The following is a 16,309-nucleotide window of genomic DNA, read 5'->3' as shown; positions in this document are numbered from 1 at the left end:
TATGCAAACCCGCTTAACGGATTCCATTCGTCACACCTCCGAAGGCAGAGTCGCAGAAAGCATTTTGCGTAAATGCGTGCATTGCGGTTTTTGCAATGCCACCTGCCCCACTTATCAATTGTTAGGCGATGAAAATGAAGGCCCGCGCGGGCGCATTTACCTCATCAAACAACTGATGGAAGGGCAGGAAGTCGGCAAAAAAACCCTGCAACATCTGGATCATTGTTTGTTGTGCCGCAGTTGTGAAACCACTTGCCCATCCGGGGTGGAATACGGCAAGTTGCTCGATATTGGGCGGCATTTGGCTGAAGAACAAATCGGACGTGATAGTAAAGACAAAGCGTTACGCAAACGTTTGCGTAAATACCTGCCAAACCCCAATTTGTTTGGGTTGGGTCTGCGTTTAGGACGCACCTTTAAACCTTTGTTGCCGGAAAAACTCGCCGGTAAAATCACCGCGCCGCGTACCGCCGGACACTGGCCTGAAGCACGTCATGATCGCCAAATGCTGATCTTGGATGGTTGTGTGCAACCCAGTTTATCGCCGGACATTAACGCCGCTACGGCGCGGGTGTTGGATCGTTTGGGTATCAGCTTGTTAAAAGCGCAAGGCGGCGGATGCTGCGGCGCAATCAACCAGCACTTGGGCGACCCGGATACGGCAGTAACCCAAATCAAGCGCAATATTGATGCTTGGTGGCCGTATTTAACCACGTTTGGAGTGGAAGCGATTGTTACCACCGCCAGCGGCTGCGGCGTAATGGTGAAGGATTACAAACACTTCCTGCGCGATGACCCGGAATATTTCATTAAAGCCGAGCGCATTTCCTATTTGTGTAAAGACATTGCGGAAATCATCAGCAAGGAAAAGTACCAAAAACTCATTCCCAACAAAGGCGCACGTATTGCTTGGCATCCGCCTTGCACCTTGCAACACGGGCAAAAAGTCCGGGGCGTGGTGGAAAATATTTTGGTGGATTGCGGTTTCGTGCTGGTTCCTGTTACCGATGAGCACTTGTGCTGCGGTTCGGCAGGCACGTATTCCATCCTTGAACCGGAATTATCGCAACAATTACGCCACAATAAATTGACGCATTTAATGGCGCATACCCCGGAATACATTGTTACTGCGAATATCGGTTGCCAAACGCATTTGCAGGAAACCAGCCCAGTGCCAGTGAAGCATTGGATTCACGTATTAGATACCGCACCAAGCACCGATAAAGCCTGAGTAACCAAGGAACGTTTATGTCTCATATGCAGTTTAACCTGCTTGCCACCGATGGCGCGGCGCGTCGTGGGCGACTCACTTTCCCACGCGGCACGGTGGAAACGCCCGCCTTTATGCCGGTTGGCACGTATGGCACGGTCAAGGCCATGACCCCGGAAGAATTGCAGGGCTTAGGTGCGGAAATTATTTTAGGCAACACCTTTCACCTGATGTTGCGCCCGGGTACGGACATTGTGCGCTTGCACGGCGATTTACACGGTTTTATGCATTGGGAAAAGCCGATTTTGACCGATTCTGGTGGTTTTCAGGTGTTTTCCTTGGCGGAAATGCGCAAAATTTCCGAAGAAGGCGTGCGTTTTCAATCCCCTGTCAATGGCGCGAAAGTGTTAATGACCCCCGAATCGTCGATGCAAGTGCAACGCGAACTCGGCTCTGACATTGTAATGATTTTCGACGAATGCACACCCTACCCCGCTACCCACAAGGAAGCGCAAGACTCGATGGAACTGTCGTTACGTTGGGCAAAACGCAGCAAAGACGCACACCAAGGCAACCCTTCCGCGCTGTTTGGGATTGTGCAAGGCGGGATGTACGAAGAATTGCGCAAAGTTTCTGCGCACGGTTTACTCGACATTGGGTTTGACGGTTACGCTATTGGGGGATTATCAGTCGGCGAACCCAAAGATGAACGCGATAAAGTGCTGGAATGCACCCTGCCCGAATTGCCTGCTGACCGCCCGCGCTACCTAATGGGCGTGGGTAAACCGGAAGACATCGTGGAAGCGGTACGCCGTGGGGTGGACATGTTCGATTGCGTGATTCCTACCCGCAATGCCCGCAACGGTTTCTTGTTCACCCGTTACGGCACGCTGAAAATCCGTAATAGCCAGTACCAGCATGATACCCGCCCGATTGACGAACGATGCGGCTGTTACACTTGCCAACATTATTCGCGGGCGTATTTGCGCCATTTGGATAAATGCGGGGAAATCCTCGGCGCACGCCTGAATACCATTCACAACTTGTATTACTACCAAGAGTTGATGCGTGATATTAGGGCAGCGATTGCGGAAAATCGGTTTGAAGCGTTTGTCAGTAACTTTTATTCCCTGCGTCAAGCACCTGCACCGCAGTCTCAGCCGTCGCACGATTAACCGCTTGCACTAAATCCCGGCTCAAAATGGGCATTCCATTGATGAGCATGGTGGTGGGGGTATTCGCGTACTCCCCCATCGCATTGCGGTAATCCATGTCTTGGCTGCTCAGCCCATAGTTACACACCGCTTGCGAAACTTCGCCCTGCGCCTGCCCTACCAAAGAAAAATCCAAGGTCACTTGAAGCTGCACGCCGGGTTGTTCGGTTTGTTTTTCAGCGTGCCACACTACCGCACGATCACCCGCCAACACCACGGTAACGGCTTTGCAGGTTTTAATCGGATTATCCAACGCATGACCGCCTGTGCAGCCAGCTATAGCCAGCAGCGATAATACCATTAACTGACGCATGACCTTTCCTCCTGAAAACATGAATAAGCGTTTGCACCCCATCAAACCAGAAAATACGTAAAAAAACACCCCCTATCGGATTGATAGTTTTCGTACAGGCAAAAATAGGCGACTTACCGTAAAATGTCAGCGTTTTTATTTGTCTTACCCCAAGGAGACACCCCCTGATGAAAGCTATCTTAAGCCTTGCTATGGCACTCACGTTGAGTGCGTGCGCTGTCGCACCACCGTCAGCACCTAGTGGTGGTGTAGCACGTACTGCTAACCCTGCTTCCATGAATTGCCTGCAAAATCGTGGCACCTTAGAAACCGTGCAAACCCCGCAAGGTGAACAAACCTATTGTTTGCTCCCCGGTGGTAAACGCTGCGAAGAATGGGATATGTTCCGGGGCAACTGCCCGACCCGCACCGTTAATGTCAAAATGAAAAAATTTGGTTTTTAAGCACGTTTAGGGAGAAAACGGACTTTCTCCCCTAAGTTCTTTGCGGCGCACAAAACCGCGCATTTGTCGGGGCATCTTGAAGTTTCACTACCAAGCTTTACATTTAGGTCATACCCAAGTGTTTCACTCAAGTTTTATTTCCAAGGGACATGACATTAATGAATACCAAACTAGCCTATTTACCCGAACGCCCCGAACTCAGTCCTGAAGCCATTCAAGTACGCGCCGCTCTGTTAGCTGCTGGTTTGGAAACCCCGATGCAGGAAACTGGCTTAAACCCCCAACAAAAATATGAGCGCATCAAGGGGCTAATGACCGAAGTAGTGCGCACCTTGGGCTTGGATTTACACGATGACAGCCTCATTGAAACCCCGCACCGCATTGCGAAAATGTACGTGCATGAAATTTTCTCAGGGCTGGATTACAACCATTTTCCGAAACTGGCACTGATTGACAATAAAATGGGCACGGATGAAATGGTATTAGTGCGTAATATTAGCTTGCTCAGCACCTGCGAACACCATTTTGTTACCATTGATGGCAAAGCCAAAGTTGCCTATATTCCGGGCGATAAAATCTTAGGGCTATCAAAAATTAACCGCGTGGTGCGTTTCTTTGCGCAACGCCCGCAAGTACAAGAACGCCTTACCCGTCAAATTCTGGTCGCTTTACAAACCGTTTTGGAAACTGATGACGTAGCGGTAAGCATTGATGCCGTACATTATTGCGTCAAATCGCGCGGTGTCATGGATAGTGAATCAGAAACCAGCACGCTGGCATTAGGCGGTCGTTTCCGCACCGATGCACAACAACGTGCAGCATTTTTACAAGGGTAAACGGGTGGTAAACACGCTATGATTCGCCCGGTGTAATATTTGCAGGAAGGACATGGCATGATGGGTTTACTGGCGGCGGTGGGAATATTGCTGGTGCTGTTTGGTATCAGTGTGGTGATTATCGCGGGAATTCGTCACTTTTTCCCAGCGACGGAAAGCTTTATTCCCGATGATTTCAAACGCGCATTATCGCTTCAGTTTGCCGCGTATTATTTGTTGGCAGGCTTGTTATTACTGTTGATTCAACCCACTTGAGGGCAACGCCAAGCACCGCTGCCCTCGTCATGATCATGGAATTACCCAACAGTACGGATATTCATGCCTGCGGTTGCCGCCAACTCAACAAAGCCGGGGAACGAGGTATTCACATTCGCGCAATCGTTAATAGTGATGGGTTGAGTGGCTCGCAACGCCGCCATCGCAAACGACATGGCAATACGGTGATCGCCGTGGCTTTCAATCGTGCCACCACTGAAATTACCCGGATTAATCACAATGCCATCCGGTGTAGGCTGCGCATCCACCCCACAGGCAATCAAACCATCCGCCATTACCTGAATCCGGTCACTTTCTTTAACACGTAACTCTTCCGCGCCAGTTAATACCGTTTGCCCCTGCGCAAAAGCGGCTGCAATAAACAACGCGGGGAATTCATCAATCGCCAACGGGACTAAATGTTCAGGAATTTGAATGCCCTGTAACGCAGAGGAACGCACCCGAATATCAGCCACTGGTTCACCACCGACTTCGCGTTCATTCAGCACTTCCAGATTCGCGCCCATCAAACGCAGAATGTCGATCACCCCGGTGCGGGTGGGATTAATGCCGACGTGTTCAATAATTAAATCCGAACCTTCCGCAATGCTCGCACCCACCATGAAAAACGCTGCCGATGAAATATCAGACGGCACATCAATCGTGGTAGCCGTTAACCGACCACCGCCTTGTAAGCGGATACGATTACCTTCCGTCACCACCTCATACCCAAAGCCACGTAACATACGCTCGGTGTGATCGCGCGTGGGTGCTGGTTCTGTGACGGAGGTTTCACCAGCGGCATACAAACCTGCTAACAACAACGAAGATTTGACTTGCGCACTCGCCATTGGCATTGCGTAATCAATACCCTGCAACGCCTTGCCGCCGCGCACCAATAACGGCGGCGTACCCGCAGAAGTTGCTTCAATCACCGCGCCCATACTGGCTAACGGCACGGTGACACGCTTCATCGGACGCTTGGAAAGCGACGCATCACCCGTCATTCGCACGTCGAATGCCTGCCCACTCATTAAACCCGACATTAAACGCATCGACGTACCGGAATTGCCCATGTCCAAATCCGTCGAAGGTGCTTGTAAACCGTGCAAACCTACCCCGTGAATTGTCACTTCGCCGCTGGCACTAGGGCCTTCGATGTCCACACCCATGCTGCGAAACGCTTTTAAGGTGCATAAACAATCTTCACCTTGTAAAAAACCGCTGACGTGTGTTGTGCCGTCAGCTAACGAACCCAACATAATGGAACGATGCGAAATGGATTTATCACCGGGAACGCGCACCCTGCCCTGCAAATGACCACCGGGCTGCACGATAAATTGCAATGCCGCTGACGCATGACCCATAGCTTGTAACGCAACACCCTCAAAGCGGATGCCTGCCCAACCGTGACGCATGAAAGTGCGAATATTGGCGTGGTCTGCCTCATCCGGGGTGGCAAGCACTTTGCGGTAATGTTCACCAAAACATAGCAAGGTTTGCTGCTCAGAAAGCCCTTGTAATTGCCCAAAGGCAAACACTTTGCACGACCCCGCATTGGTTCCCGCAGGGCTAATCACGCAATCATCGCCCACGCCATTGCTAAATGCTTGCGGAGTATAGTTGTAGTGTTGCTCAATAGTGGCGATGACCGTTGCGAAATCGACGCTGGTAGGTTGTGTGGCTAGTTGTTGCAGTAATTCAGGAATGGTGAGTGACATAATGCTAACTTTGTGTTGAATAAAGATGGCGGAATACTACCATTTTCCTACGCCTCGAACACCTAGCGTATCAGCTCAACAACCAATCCAGCATCGCATCACACAACACCCCGCCTGCTGCTTGATCGAAACCCGCAAACATCGGATTGCTGTTGATTTCCAAAAACTGTAATCGCCCGGTTTCCGGGTCGGTTTTAAAATCAGCCGCTGCAAAATTCAATCCCAACTGAGTCGATAGCTGCCCCAGTTTTTCCTGAATTTCTAACGGAACCAAGGTTGGCTCCAAGCGTGTTGCGGAAGAGGTACGATAATCCAACGCATCGGACATGACCCAAAAGCCGAACCACTGCTCGCCCACCCGAAATACGCGCATTTCCGGTTGCTGTAACTTACGCTGCACAATTTGCGGGTGCGACAACGCACCTGTCCAACCCGATACGCCCAAAGCTTCACAATGCGCCCCACCCGTTACAGGTTTACCCACCCATCCTTGGGTAGCCGCCAGCTCATCCATCAGACTCGCATCGTTGGTAATCAAGGTATCCGCTACCGCCAAACCGACCTGTAAGGCGAGATGCAACACGTAGGGCTTATTGACTGCCCCACGGCTCAGAAATTCGCGGTTAAAGACTTTCACATCCGGCGAAGCTTGCAACCAACCCACAATGCTGGTGTACCACTCGCGGGCAATGGCTTGATCTTGCTGATTACGGCTGCGTAAAAAAGTAAACACATCCTGGCGAATGAAACTGGCCTGCGGTGTTAACACGCGCTCACCGTCCAACAGACGATGCGCTTTAATATCCCAACACAAACGCGGTAAACCCGCTTGCCCAGTCAACAACGTATCCACCGCCACACCGCGCCGCACCGCGTGTTTCAACAAACGCAATAAGTGCGGATCGGTGTCACCACCAGCCAGTAATAGCATCTTGCTTACTCAGCGTTGAGGTCGAAGTTCATCGGCATTGGGCGTGGCGTACCGCCAATCCAATCTCCGAAACAATCCCCCTCTTCACCGCAAGCCATCGTGCTCATCATATCGTTGCGCTGGAAATTACTCACTTTAATGTTCGACTCTTCATCGGCAATCATACTGCTGCGATCAATGTAAATCGAAGTCGGGAATCCAAACTGAGGATCGTATTCAACCTGAACTTTTTCCGCGCCGTTGCTAATAGCCTCGTCAATTTGTTTGAACAAGTCATCAACGGTTAAGCGATTGAAATCCATGTCTGCGGGCAAAGGCTGACCATTATCCGCGTAAACTGCGGACACCACTTTACCATTGCTGACTTCAATATTGACCGGGCGCAACGCATCAGGGGTGCGGAAACCACCTTGTTGCAAAGTAAAGGAATAGCTGTCGATATTAGCTTGCTGCCATTTTTGTTGGTTGGCTTGCAAGTCTTGGCGCGGCGAGTCAATTTTGCTGCCGAGTGTTTTCGCATCAAGGCTCATGTCGGCAAATTTGAAATTTTCAGTGCTATAAACAGTTTGGGTTTCACCAGTGCGTTTATCCACCAATTGAAAGCCGGTTTCGACCGGACGGGGCGGATAAATCGCAGGCATAATGCCGTTATTACCCAAGGCAGTAATGGTGTAATCCGAAAACTTGCCGCTTAAACGGATGGTATCCGTGCCTTCACCGCCACGAAAGGTGTTGGAGCCGCTGTTATCGACCATCAGGTCATCACCCGCACCGCCTTGCAACGTATCATTGCCACGACCACCGCGCAGCGTATCGTTACCAACACCGCCGTCTAAATAATCGTTACCGTCACCACCATTGAGTACGTCATTGCCTGCATAGCCGTAAAGCTGGTCATTACCTTTGCCACCTTGCAGGGTATCGTTGCGTTTTGTGCCATGTTGAACATTGCCGTTTTGCGGCTTTAACAATTGGCTGAACTGATCTTGCAGACGCGAGCTTGGCACGCCTGCTGCATTATTTGCGGGGGTTGATACTGTCCGTTGATTGGCGACAATGCCTTGGGGAATAGTGTTAGCCATAACTGAAACCGCTCCTTAGTTTGTTAGTGATACGCCCACTGTAAACCCGGAACAGTTTGCAAAACCAAAGATTCCCGACGAGCAAGAATCTTCGGTAGACTGGTGGCTAATCCGCTGCGCATTCCGCGTCGAAATGCCCCAATGCTTCGCGCACCAAAGCCTGTTGCTGACGTTGGTGCATATACAGCGAACCCACCGCCGGAGCCGCCATCGCAGGGCGACTTACACACACCACCTCAATGTAATCGTAAGCTTCAAAACGGTGTTTAATGCCATTCCACGCCCCCTGATTCACCGGCTCTTCCTGACACCAAATTAAGCGTTTGGCATTCGGGTAATATTCCATAACGTCCACCAATTCCTGCGACGGGAATGGGTAAAGTTGTTCCAGACGCACAATCGCTACATCCCCTAAACCTTGTTTACGCCGCTCATCCAACAGGTCGTAATAGACTTTACCGCTGCACAAAATAACCCGCGTCACCGCCTCTTTCGCCGCCACATCGGTAATATCCTGATCATCCAGCACCACTTCAAATTGACCCCGGGTGAAATCTTCTAGGTCATTAACCGCTAAAGGATGCCGCAATAAGCTCTTAGGGGTAAACACAATCAATGGTTTACGGTATTTACGCAACATTTGCCGCCGCAACATGTGGAAGGTCTGCGCCGGAGTCGATGGCACGCAAATGTGCATATTTTCCTGCGCGGCTAATTGCACAAAACGCTCTAAACGCGCTGATGAGTGTTCCGGCCCCTGCCCCTCCAAACCGTGCGGGAGGAACATCACCAAACCGCACAAGCGTTGCCATTTTTGTTCACCAGAGCTGATAAACTGGTCGATAACCACCTGCGCCCCGTTCACAAAGTCACCGAATTGCGCTTCCCAAATCACCAGCGTATTGGGTTCGGCAGTAGCATAACCGTACTCAAACGCCAGCACCGCTTCTTCGGATAACACCGAGTCAATCACAGTAAATTTCGCCTGATAATCCGCCGTATGCTGCAACGGAACCCACTGTTCGCGCCGCTGCTGATGGTGCAAAACCGCATGACGGTGCGAGAACGTACCACGCCCGCAATCCTGCCCGGATAAACGCACCTCAAAACCTTCTTCCAACAAGGTCGCGTAAGCAAGATTTTCTGCAAAACCCCAGTCAATCGGCTGCTCACCACGTCCCATTGCCGCACGCGCTTCCAACACTTTAAGTACCCGCGAATGCACCATAAAATCCGCAGGAATACCGCTTAACCAACGATCACTGATGCGCTGGATCCGTTCCAAACTACAGTTGGTATGCACCGCCTGCCGCCAAGGTTGCCCCACAAACATTTTCCAGTGGGTTTGCAATTCAGCAGGTAAACCGGAACGGGTTTGGCTATTGCAGCAGGTAATGCCACCGTTGGCTAACTTAGTACGGTACGCTTCGATCAAACCGTTTGCACCCGCCAAACTTACCACGCCAGCCTGCGCCAATTCTGCGGCGTATTTCGCACGAGTGCTCGGTAAGCTACGGATAATGCTGTACATAACCGGCTGAGTCATATTGGGTTCGTCAGCTTCGTTATGCCCCAAACGCCGGTAGCACACCAAGTCAATCACCACATCTTTCTGGAATTGCTGGCGGTATTCCAACGCCAGTTTGGTGGCGTACACCACCGCTTCCGGGTCATCGCCATTGACGTGGAAAATCGGCGCGTTAATCATTTTTGCCACGTCAGTCGGGTAATAAGTGGAGCGACTATCCGACACTGTGCTGGTGGTAAAACCGATTTGGTTGTTAATCACAATATGGATCGTGCCACGGGTGCGATAACCGCGTGTTTGCGCCATATTAAAGGTTTCCATGACCACGCCCTGCCCTGCAAAGGCCGCATCACCGTGGATGGAAACACCCAACACCTGATCACCGTCTTTATCGTGACGACGATCCTGACGCGCCCGCACCGAGCCTTCCATTACCGGGCTGACGATCTCCAGATGTGACGGGTTAAACGCCAACACCAAATGCACTGGGCCGCCTTCGGTACTGACATCGCAGGAAAAACCTTTGTGGTATTTCACATCGCCAGTATAAGTTTCGTCGATTTTGCCTTCAAACTCGCTGAACAATTCACCCGCTGGCTTACACAGCACATTGGTCAATACATTGAGTCGCCCCCGGTGCGCCATACCAATCGCGATTTCCTGTAAACCTTGCTTACCACCTTCGTGAATCAGGGTTTGCAATAGCGGAATCAGACTTTCCCCACCTTCCAAGCCGAAACGCTTTTGCCCGACGTAACGCCGATGCAAATACAGCTCAAACCCTTCCGCAGCGGTTAATTGTTCTAAAATTTTGCGGCGTTCGGGGTGGGTCAACTTATCGCGGGCTAAGTCGGTTTCAATACGGCGTTGTAACCAGCGTTTTTCCTGCACGTCCAAAATATGCATGTATTCAAAGCCGGTGGTGCGCACGTAAGTTTCACGCAAGGCATGAACAATATTTTGTAGGGTCGGCGCGGTTTGAATATTGAAGGAACCGGGGTCGAAGGTGAGCGTGGGGTCGATATTTTCCAGCTCATGATGTTCGAGCATTAATTGCGGCACACTCACTTTATAAGCGTAGTGTCCTAATGGATTCGTATCGGCTTCCAGATGCCCTAAATAACGGTAAGCATTGATTAAACGCGACACCCGCAATTGCAAACTGCGGCGTTCCATCGTCGGATCAATACATGGCGCGGCTACCGCACTGGGTGGTTGTGCGATGGCTTCAAAATAAGTTTGCCACTGCGCATCCACACTACTGGGGTCGTACAAATATTGTTGGTAAATCTGCTCAAGGAAAGCGGCTTGGTTGCCGTCGAGAAACGATTCATTTTGATATTGCTGGGTATTCATGCGTTATGGCTCCTGCCTGTTGGGGGACATGCCCAACTACGGTGCTTGTTATAGCGTGTTCTTGTTGACGACTAAAATGTTGCGGCATTATAGCCGATGAAGCGTAAATTGATAGCGCACGCCGGGTGATTTGCCCAGCTTGTCCGAAACCGAATGCAGCCTGCTGATCACCTCCTATAATCTGAGGATCAATTTATCCGTTTATCAGGGATGTTAACGATAGGAGTTTTTCGATGCACACAATCGACATGGATGCTTTGTGCGCTTATGCCAAGCAATTTTCGGGACTTGATGAAGAAAAAATCGAGATTTTGCACCAAGTTTACCCGGATGTCAGTGACCGGCTTCAGGAAGTGACCGAGTGTTTTTACACACGTTTACAGACCATTCCCAAAACTTTACCGTTTCTGGAAGGGCGTATTGAAGCACTTAAAACAACGCATGTTGCATGGTTACACGAGTTGTTCAGTGGGCAATGTGATACCGCTTATACCCAAAAGCTTTATCACGTCGGGGATGTACACGTGAAGGTCAAATTGCCGGTGGAATTCATGGCTGGTGCAATGACCATTATTCAATCAGAATTGACCCGCATTTTCGGCGAAATTTACGCCAATGATCATGCTAAAATGCTGTCTGCAATTCGTGCCTTGAATGCTGCCACCGGTTTTTCGCTGCTGATTATGCAAGAGTCGTATCAGTCATCCTCAATGGCGGAAGAGCTGGATAAATTTTTGCGGATTACTGGCATGAGTCGGGTGCTGTTCAATAACCTTGCGCGAGCTTATCGTTAACTTGATGAATACTTGTGTTGAAACATGGGAATCACCCGTCGGAACGCTTTATATCGCTGCTTCCGACTACGCAGTGTGTGCCGTAGCTTTCGACAGTAATTGGCAACGTATCCTCGCCAACTTAGGCCATGTGCGAATCCAAAGCAACGCGCTAACCCAAGCAACCATCAGGCAATTGCAAGCCTATTTTGCGGGGACGCGCCGCACCTTCGCTCTACCGCTAGAACTGCATGGTACAGACTTTCAACTGCGTACTTGGCAAGCCTTAAGCGAAATTCCCTACGGTGAAACCCGCAGCTATTCCGAACAAGCCACTGCCATGGGACAACCACAAGCGGTGCGTGCGATTGGGCATACCAACGGCCTAAATCCTGTTAGCATTATCGTGCCCTGCCATCGGGTCATTGCCAAATCCGGCAAACTCGCAGGTTATGCAGGCGGGTTGGCAGCGAAGGAATATTTGCTGACACTAGAGGCTAAATATCAAGCCCCGACAGAGCATTAGCGGGTTACATGGGTCAATACGCCGGGTGTGAGGAAATTTGTTATACTGCCACTATCACAAATAGCATCAGTAAAGGATAAATTGGTATGGCTGCCCGCGACCTATTTCATCAAGCCGTTGTAATTGCACTACAAAAAGAAGGATGGGTTATTACGCATGACCCGCTCGCAGTGCCCATCGGTGGCATTGATCTTTACATTGATTTGGGCGCAGAAAGGCTTTATTAGGACAGTATCTCAATTATCGACTAGCGTTAGAGGAAAATGAGCAACAACGGGAGCTTTATCTTGCTATACCGCATGATGCTTACAAGCAATTCTTTTTATTGCCTTTTACGCAACTCGCACTAGAGCGTCATCAGGTTAATTTATTGGTTTTTCATCCTGAACGGGAGGAAGTCATCCTATGGAAAAATTAGAAACTTATCGCCGTTACGTCCGCCAAGTTCTTGAACATTACGCACAATTCAAGCCTGCTTACGGTAATGTAGACATGGAGTTATTATTTGACACTGAGCGTGACCGCTACCAATTAATGACGGTGGGCTGGAATGGCTATGATCGCTTTCATGGCTCATTGCTGCACGTCGATATAAAAAATGGGCAAATTTGGATTCAACACGATAGTACGGAAGGCGGCATTGCCAATGAATTTGTGGAAATGGGCGTGCCTAAAGCCGATATTGTATTGGCATTTCACGCGCCTTACAAACGTGGATACACAGGATTTGGTACAGGAACTGAATCAGCAATATTGAAACCATGTTTAACACATTGACTTCACGAGCGATTCGCCGTTTTGCCATCGCGGTTATGGTGTTGGCTGCTGGTCTATTGGCGTTTTATTGGTCACTGGGTAACGCCAACAAAAGTTCAGGCATTCCCCCTAAAATCAGTTATTACCACTGGGCGAATACCTACACAGACGACCCCATCAACCTCAAGACCTATGCCCCCGCCCAGCTTTACCTCAAGCTGCTGGATATAGGTTATCGGGATAAAAACCTGTCTATCAACCCGACGGACATCCGCACCCCACCTTCCATAGCAATCACCCCCGTGGTGTTTCTGGACAACAATGCGTTGAAAGATGACGTGTTGGACAGCGTGTACGCGCAAATCCTTACCCACATTCCACCACAAAAATACCAGCGTTTGCAGGTGGATTGCGATTGGACAGAGCAAACCCGCGACACGTATTTTGCATTCCTGACGCGCTTGAAAGCCGATTACCCGCACTTGAGCGTTACCCTGCGCTTGCATCAGGTGAAATATGCCGAGCGTACCGGCGTGCCGCCAGCGGAACGCGCCGCGCTGATGTATTACAATATGAGCGATATTCGTGACCCGGAAACCAAAAATTACATCCTCGATACAGCAGTAGGCCAACGTTACCTGCAAAATTTTGAAGAATACCCGCTCCCGCTTGACCTTGCATTGCCGTTGTACCAGCAAGCGCGGGTAATCCGCCAAGGCAGGCTGGTACATTTAATCAATAGTGCTGAACTGAACACGGATAAAACCGAACATCTGAAAGACAATGTTTATCGGGTAACGCAAGGGCATTATTGGCAGGAATATTACCTCTACCCCGATGATGAGTTGCGGGTGGATACGGTTGATATTGAAGCATTGCAACAGGCCGCGCGACAGTTGACCGCCGTGATGCAGCCGGATGAAGTTATTTTTTACACTCTCAATGATGCCGCCCGTTTTACCCCGAACGCGCTGGCAACCATCGCCGCCGATTTTTCCACAAGGAGCCAGCCACAATGAAATACTTTAAAAAGCTGTTCTGGAGTCTGTCACTTGCCAGCATCCTGTTTTCCGCAACAGCCTTCCCTTGCGGCTGGAGTGAACCGGAGTATTTCTACCACTCGAAGAGCCTCGATATTCTCTACGGTGAGCTGGTCAAACAACATTTTGTGCGCCGCCGCAGTTACTTTCCCGGTTCTTACAATAGCGATGAATACGATGAGTCGCAGGTAACGGAAAACCATAACCTGCAAGCATGGGGTAATTACCTCAAGGTATCAAAGGAAGATGCCAAAGCGATTGTGTATGAGCGCAATGAAGAAAAACTGGCAACCCAGCCGGAAGCGGTCAAAACCTATCTGGGCATTGTGGCGAAACAAGACCCCCTCGCCAATCAAGGCGATCCACGCTGGTTAAGTAAAGAAGAACAACTGGAACAAAAAGAAGCCAATGCAAAACTCGGTAAAGAAGTGCTTAGCGAGATAAACAAGCAGCTTGAAACCGAAAAGGATACCTTTTTACGCCAACGTTACACTTACTTGCTGATACGCGCCTTGCATTACACCGGGCAATACCCGCAAGTGCTGAGCGAATACACGCGCCTTGCACCCGATATTCAGCAACCCGATAAGGAAGTCGCCATTTGGACAGGTTTGCTGTATGCAGGAGCCTTGCAACGCACAGGTAAACGCGCGGAAGCGGCCTATCAGTTTGCGACTCTGCTTGCTAAAACCGACACCAAAAAGCTGCAAGCCCAGCTCAATTTCAGCATCAAGACCGACGAAGAATGGAATGCCTTGATGGCATTGTGCAAAAGCGATGATGAAAAAGCCCTGATGCACTTTGTCCGCGCTTTGCGGGTCGATGCGAATTCACTGGCAGAACTCAAGTCGGTTTACGCGCTTGCCCCGGATTCGGACTGGTTTGATGCAATGCTGTTCCGTGAACTGGAATTTGCCCAATTTGCCGACCGCGTTCCCGGCAATGAGGCAGAACCCTGGCTGCAAGCTTCACGCGGAATCAACAAGGATGTGCTGATTGACGATCTGAAAGCTTACGAAGAAGCTAAAACCGATGAGGCTAAACAAAAACTGCGCGACCGCCGCAGCCAATACCTGACGCAACTCAGCCAACTGCTGGATCAGGTCAAACAGGACAAAAAGCGCAAAGACCTGTTCCTGTCCGACTATGCCAGTCTCTACCTGAAAGTATTGTCTGCGCAACCGATTGCGGCGGCGGATGTCAGTGCGTTCCTCGCGGCTTACCCGAATGATCCGCGTCTGTCTTATGTCAAACCGCTGGATCATTTAGCGTACCTTGAAAATCTGAGTGCGATTGATCCCACCAGTGAAGCCGCGCTGGCTGACAACATCACAGCGGTGGAAGCACTGGAAAAACCGCTCAATCAGGAAGGCGGTGACGACGAATACAACAATCCCTACAAACGCCGCACTCAAGACATCATGACCTACACCTATGCCAAGCTGGAACCGCTGTATTTCAACGCAAAACAACCCGGCAGAGCTTATCTAGCCCAACAACGTGGCAATATTTCGCTGGATGAGATCAAAGTGGACGAAATCCGTGAGCTGATTGCGTTACAGACCAAACCTTCCCAGAACCGTCTGGAACAAAAAATGGCAGCCGATTTTGGCAAGGCATTCGGCGAGATCGACTACGAAACCAACAAGTTTGTGCTGAACAATGACCCCACCGAACTCATTGCCAGAAAGTACGTGTACACGGGGTCACTGGATCAGGCGAAAACCGCCGCGCTGGAAGCCAAGGATAAAATCTTTAAAACTACTTACAGCCCATTCACCACTGGGCGTAGTGGCAATAACCGAGTTAAGTCCAAAACTATGACTCTGCTGGAAGTGATTGATACTCTGCAATCGCTGGAAAGTAAGGCCAAAAGCAACCCCAGCGATGCTTTAACCCAATTCCAGTTAGGCACGGCTTATTACAATATGACTTGGTTCGGCAATTCACCGATGCTGACCAAAACGGAACGCTCAACCGTTTCTTGGAAAAAGGGTGAAACCGATTTCACCAAAGCACGCACTCATTACGAACTCGCCTTACAACACGCGACTAACCGCGAACTAAAGGTAAAAACACTCTACGCCTTGGCAAAAATCGAGAAAAATGAGTTTTATATGCAGCAGGAGAAAAAAGGGACTGACCTCAGCAAATACTGGCCTCACGGCAGCAACGACAAATATGCCTCTGCGGTAAAGTTTGCTAAGAAAAATGGTCTGGGTACGAACTTTAAGCAGATTCGCGCTTATGAAGACACCCAGTATTTCAAGGATGTGATTAAGCAGTGTGCAGACTACCGATACTATTTTGCACGTTAAAAGGATC

At 50.1% G+C, this 16,309-nt stretch carries 15 protein-coding genes and 2 pseudogenes; 11 read left to right on the top strand and 6 right to left on the bottom strand.

Annotation, left to right across the window (positions count from 1 at the left end):
• Window position 1 precedes the first annotated feature (1 nt).
• Both glcF and tgt read left to right on the top strand, forming a co-directional pair.
• Window positions 2–1,231, top strand: a complete 1,230-nt coding sequence (gene glcF, locus J9260_RS07195) for a glycolate oxidase subunit GlcF (RefSeq protein WP_210220333.1) — start codon at window positions 2–4, stop codon at window positions 1,229–1,231.
• Window positions 1,232–1,257: 26 nt separating this feature from the next.
• Window positions 1,258–2,385, top strand: a complete 1,128-nt coding sequence (gene tgt / locus J9260_RS07190) for a tRNA guanosine(34) transglycosylase Tgt (protein ID WP_210220742.1) — start codon at window positions 1,258–1,260, stop codon at window positions 2,383–2,385.
• Here the strand turns inward: tgt and J9260_RS07185 are convergent.
• Window positions 2,324–2,737 carry a hypothetical protein gene (locus tag J9260_RS07185; protein ID WP_210220332.1) on the bottom strand — a complete coding sequence of 138 codons (414 nt, stop codon included), beginning with the start codon at window positions 2,735–2,737 and terminating at the stop codon, window positions 2,324–2,326. The two genes, tgt and J9260_RS07185, sit on opposite strands and share 62 nt — an antisense overlap.
• Window positions 2,738–2,904: 167 nt before the next feature.
• On the opposite strand from J9260_RS07185, the gene J9260_RS07180 reads away from it, so the two are divergent.
• From J9260_RS07180 to J9260_RS07170, 3 genes are all read left to right on the top strand, one after another.
• Window positions 2,905–3,180, top strand: a complete 276-nt coding sequence (locus tag J9260_RS07180) for a putative hemolysin (RefSeq protein WP_210220331.1) — start codon at window positions 2,905–2,907, stop codon at window positions 3,178–3,180.
• Between the two features lie 158 nt (window positions 3,181–3,338).
• On the top strand, window positions 3,339–4,016 hold the full coding sequence (folE, locus tag J9260_RS07175; RefSeq protein WP_210220330.1) for a GTP cyclohydrolase I FolE: 678 nt from the start codon (window positions 3,339–3,341) through the stop codon (window positions 4,014–4,016).
• A 57-nt stretch (window positions 4,017–4,073) separates the two neighbouring features.
• The gene (locus J9260_RS07170) at window positions 4,074–4,271 is read left to right on the top strand and encodes a hypothetical protein (RefSeq protein ID WP_246499684.1); all 198 of its coding nucleotides are present in this window, start codon (window positions 4,074–4,076) and stop codon (window positions 4,269–4,271) included.
• 41 nt (window positions 4,272–4,312) lie between these two features.
• Here the strand turns inward: J9260_RS07170 and aroA are convergent, their stop codons facing one another.
• The 5 genes and pseudogenes from aroA to J9260_RS07145 all read right to left on the bottom strand — a co-directional run bounded on the left by aroA (window position 4,313) and on the right by J9260_RS07145 (window position 10,889).
• Entirely contained in the window at window positions 4,313–5,638 is a 1,326-nt protein-coding gene (aroA, locus tag J9260_RS07165) for a 3-phosphoshikimate 1-carboxyvinyltransferase (RefSeq protein WP_210220740.1), read from the bottom strand.
• Between the two features lie 18 nt (window positions 5,639–5,656).
• Window positions 5,657–5,992: pseudogene (locus tag J9260_RS07160) on the bottom strand (HopJ type III effector protein); the annotation flags it as partial.
• Window positions 5,993–6,062: 70 nt separating this feature from the next.
• A complete protein-coding gene (locus J9260_RS07155; RefSeq protein ID WP_210220329.1) occupies window positions 6,063–6,923 on the bottom strand; it encodes an ATP-grasp domain-containing protein in 861 nt (286 codons plus the stop codon).
• Between the two features lie 5 nt (window positions 6,924–6,928).
• Window positions 6,929–8,005 (bottom strand): DUF6174 domain-containing protein, encoded by a 1,077-nt coding sequence (locus tag J9260_RS07150; RefSeq protein ID WP_210220328.1) that lies wholly within the window; start codon window positions 8,003–8,005, stop codon window positions 6,929–6,931.
• A 106-nt stretch (window positions 8,006–8,111) separates the two neighbouring features.
• Window positions 8,112–10,889, bottom strand: a complete 2,778-nt coding sequence (locus J9260_RS07145; RefSeq protein ID WP_210220327.1) for a 2-oxoglutarate dehydrogenase E1 component — start codon at window positions 10,887–10,889, stop codon at window positions 8,112–8,114.
• Between the two features lie 233 nt (window positions 10,890–11,122).
• Between J9260_RS07145 and J9260_RS07140 the strand changes: the two genes are divergently transcribed.
• The 6 genes and pseudogenes from J9260_RS07140 (at window position 11,123) to J9260_RS07110 (ending at window position 16,302) form a co-directional block, all read left to right on the top strand.
• A complete protein-coding gene (locus J9260_RS07140; protein ID WP_210220326.1) occupies window positions 11,123–11,683 on the top strand; it encodes a protoglobin domain-containing protein in 561 nt (186 codons plus the stop codon).
• Window positions 11,684–11,687: 4 nt separating this feature from the next.
• Window positions 11,688–12,188 (top strand): methylated-DNA--[protein]-cysteine S-methyltransferase, encoded by a 501-nt coding sequence (locus J9260_RS07135; protein ID WP_210220325.1) that lies wholly within the window; start codon window positions 11,688–11,690, stop codon window positions 12,186–12,188.
• An 86-nt stretch (window positions 12,189–12,274) separates the two neighbouring features.
• Window positions 12,275–12,606: pseudogene (locus J9260_RS18890) on the top strand (element excision factor XisH family protein).
• Complete coding sequence (locus J9260_RS07120; protein WP_210220323.1) at window positions 12,594–12,965, top strand: XisI protein; 372 nt, start codon at window positions 12,594–12,596, stop codon at window positions 12,963–12,965. Before J9260_RS18890 ends, J9260_RS07120 begins: the two are co-directional and overlap by 13 nt.
• Window positions 12,950–13,963, top strand: coding sequence for a hypothetical protein (locus J9260_RS07115; protein ID WP_210220322.1), 1,014 nt, complete (start codon window positions 12,950–12,952; stop codon window positions 13,961–13,963). The genes J9260_RS07120 and J9260_RS07115 overlap by 16 nt, the downstream gene beginning before the upstream one ends.
• Entirely contained in the window at window positions 13,960–16,302 is a 2,343-nt protein-coding gene (locus J9260_RS07110) for a hypothetical protein (protein ID WP_210220321.1), read from the top strand. Before J9260_RS07115 ends, J9260_RS07110 begins: the two co-directional genes overlap by 4 nt.
• Window positions 16,303–16,309: the final 7 nt, after the last annotated feature.

This window comes from Thiothrix unzii, from assembly GCF_017901175.1.
Taxonomy (GTDB): domain Bacteria; phylum Pseudomonadota; class Gammaproteobacteria; order Thiotrichales; family Thiotrichaceae; genus Thiothrix; species Thiothrix unzii.
The sequence above is the reverse complement of the archived record's forward strand: the minus strand, read 5'-3'. Positions and strand labels throughout refer to the sequence as shown.

Coding starts and splice junctions, on each gene's coding strand:
- J9260_RS07145 (WP_210220327.1), bottom strand. CDS start 10,889: ATGAATACCCAGCAATATCAAAATGAATCGTTTCTCGACGGCAACCAA.
- J9260_RS07115 (WP_210220322.1), top strand. CDS start 12,950: ATGTTTAACACATTGACTTCACGAGCGATTCGCCGTTTTGCCATCGCG.
- J9260_RS07150 (WP_210220328.1), bottom strand. CDS start 8,005: ATGGCTAACACTATTCCCCAAGGCATTGTCGCCAATCAACGGACAGTA.
- J9260_RS07180 (WP_210220331.1), top strand. CDS start 2,905: ATGAAAGCTATCTTAAGCCTTGCTATGGCACTCACGTTGAGTGCGTGC.
- J9260_RS07110 (WP_210220321.1), top strand. CDS start 13,960: ATGAAATACTTTAAAAAGCTGTTCTGGAGTCTGTCACTTGCCAGCATC.
- J9260_RS07185 (WP_210220332.1), bottom strand. CDS start 2,737: ATGCGTCAGTTAATGGTATTATCGCTGCTGGCTATAGCTGGCTGCACA.
- glcF (WP_210220333.1), top strand. CDS start 2: ATGCAAACCCGCTTAACGGATTCCATTCGTCACACCTCCGAAGGCAGA.
- aroA (WP_210220740.1), bottom strand. CDS start 5,638: ATGGGTCATGCGTCAGCGGCATTGCAATTTATCGTGCAGCCCGGTGGT.
- J9260_RS07170 (WP_246499684.1), top strand. CDS start 4,074: ATGATGGGTTTACTGGCGGCGGTGGGAATATTGCTGGTGCTGTTTGGT.
- tgt (WP_210220742.1), top strand. CDS start 1,258: ATGCAGTTTAACCTGCTTGCCACCGATGGCGCGGCGCGTCGTGGGCGA.
- J9260_RS07155 (WP_210220329.1), bottom strand. CDS start 6,923: ATGCTATTACTGGCTGGTGGTGACACCGATCCGCACTTATTGCGTTTG.
- J9260_RS07135 (WP_210220325.1), top strand. CDS start 11,688: ATGAATACTTGTGTTGAAACATGGGAATCACCCGTCGGAACGCTTTAT.
- J9260_RS07140 (WP_210220326.1), top strand. CDS start 11,123: ATGCACACAATCGACATGGATGCTTTGTGCGCTTATGCCAAGCAATTT.
- J9260_RS07120 (WP_210220323.1), top strand. CDS start 12,594: ATGGAAAAATTAGAAACTTATCGCCGTTACGTCCGCCAAGTTCTTGAA.
- folE (WP_210220330.1), top strand. CDS start 3,339: ATGAATACCAAACTAGCCTATTTACCCGAACGCCCCGAACTCAGTCCT.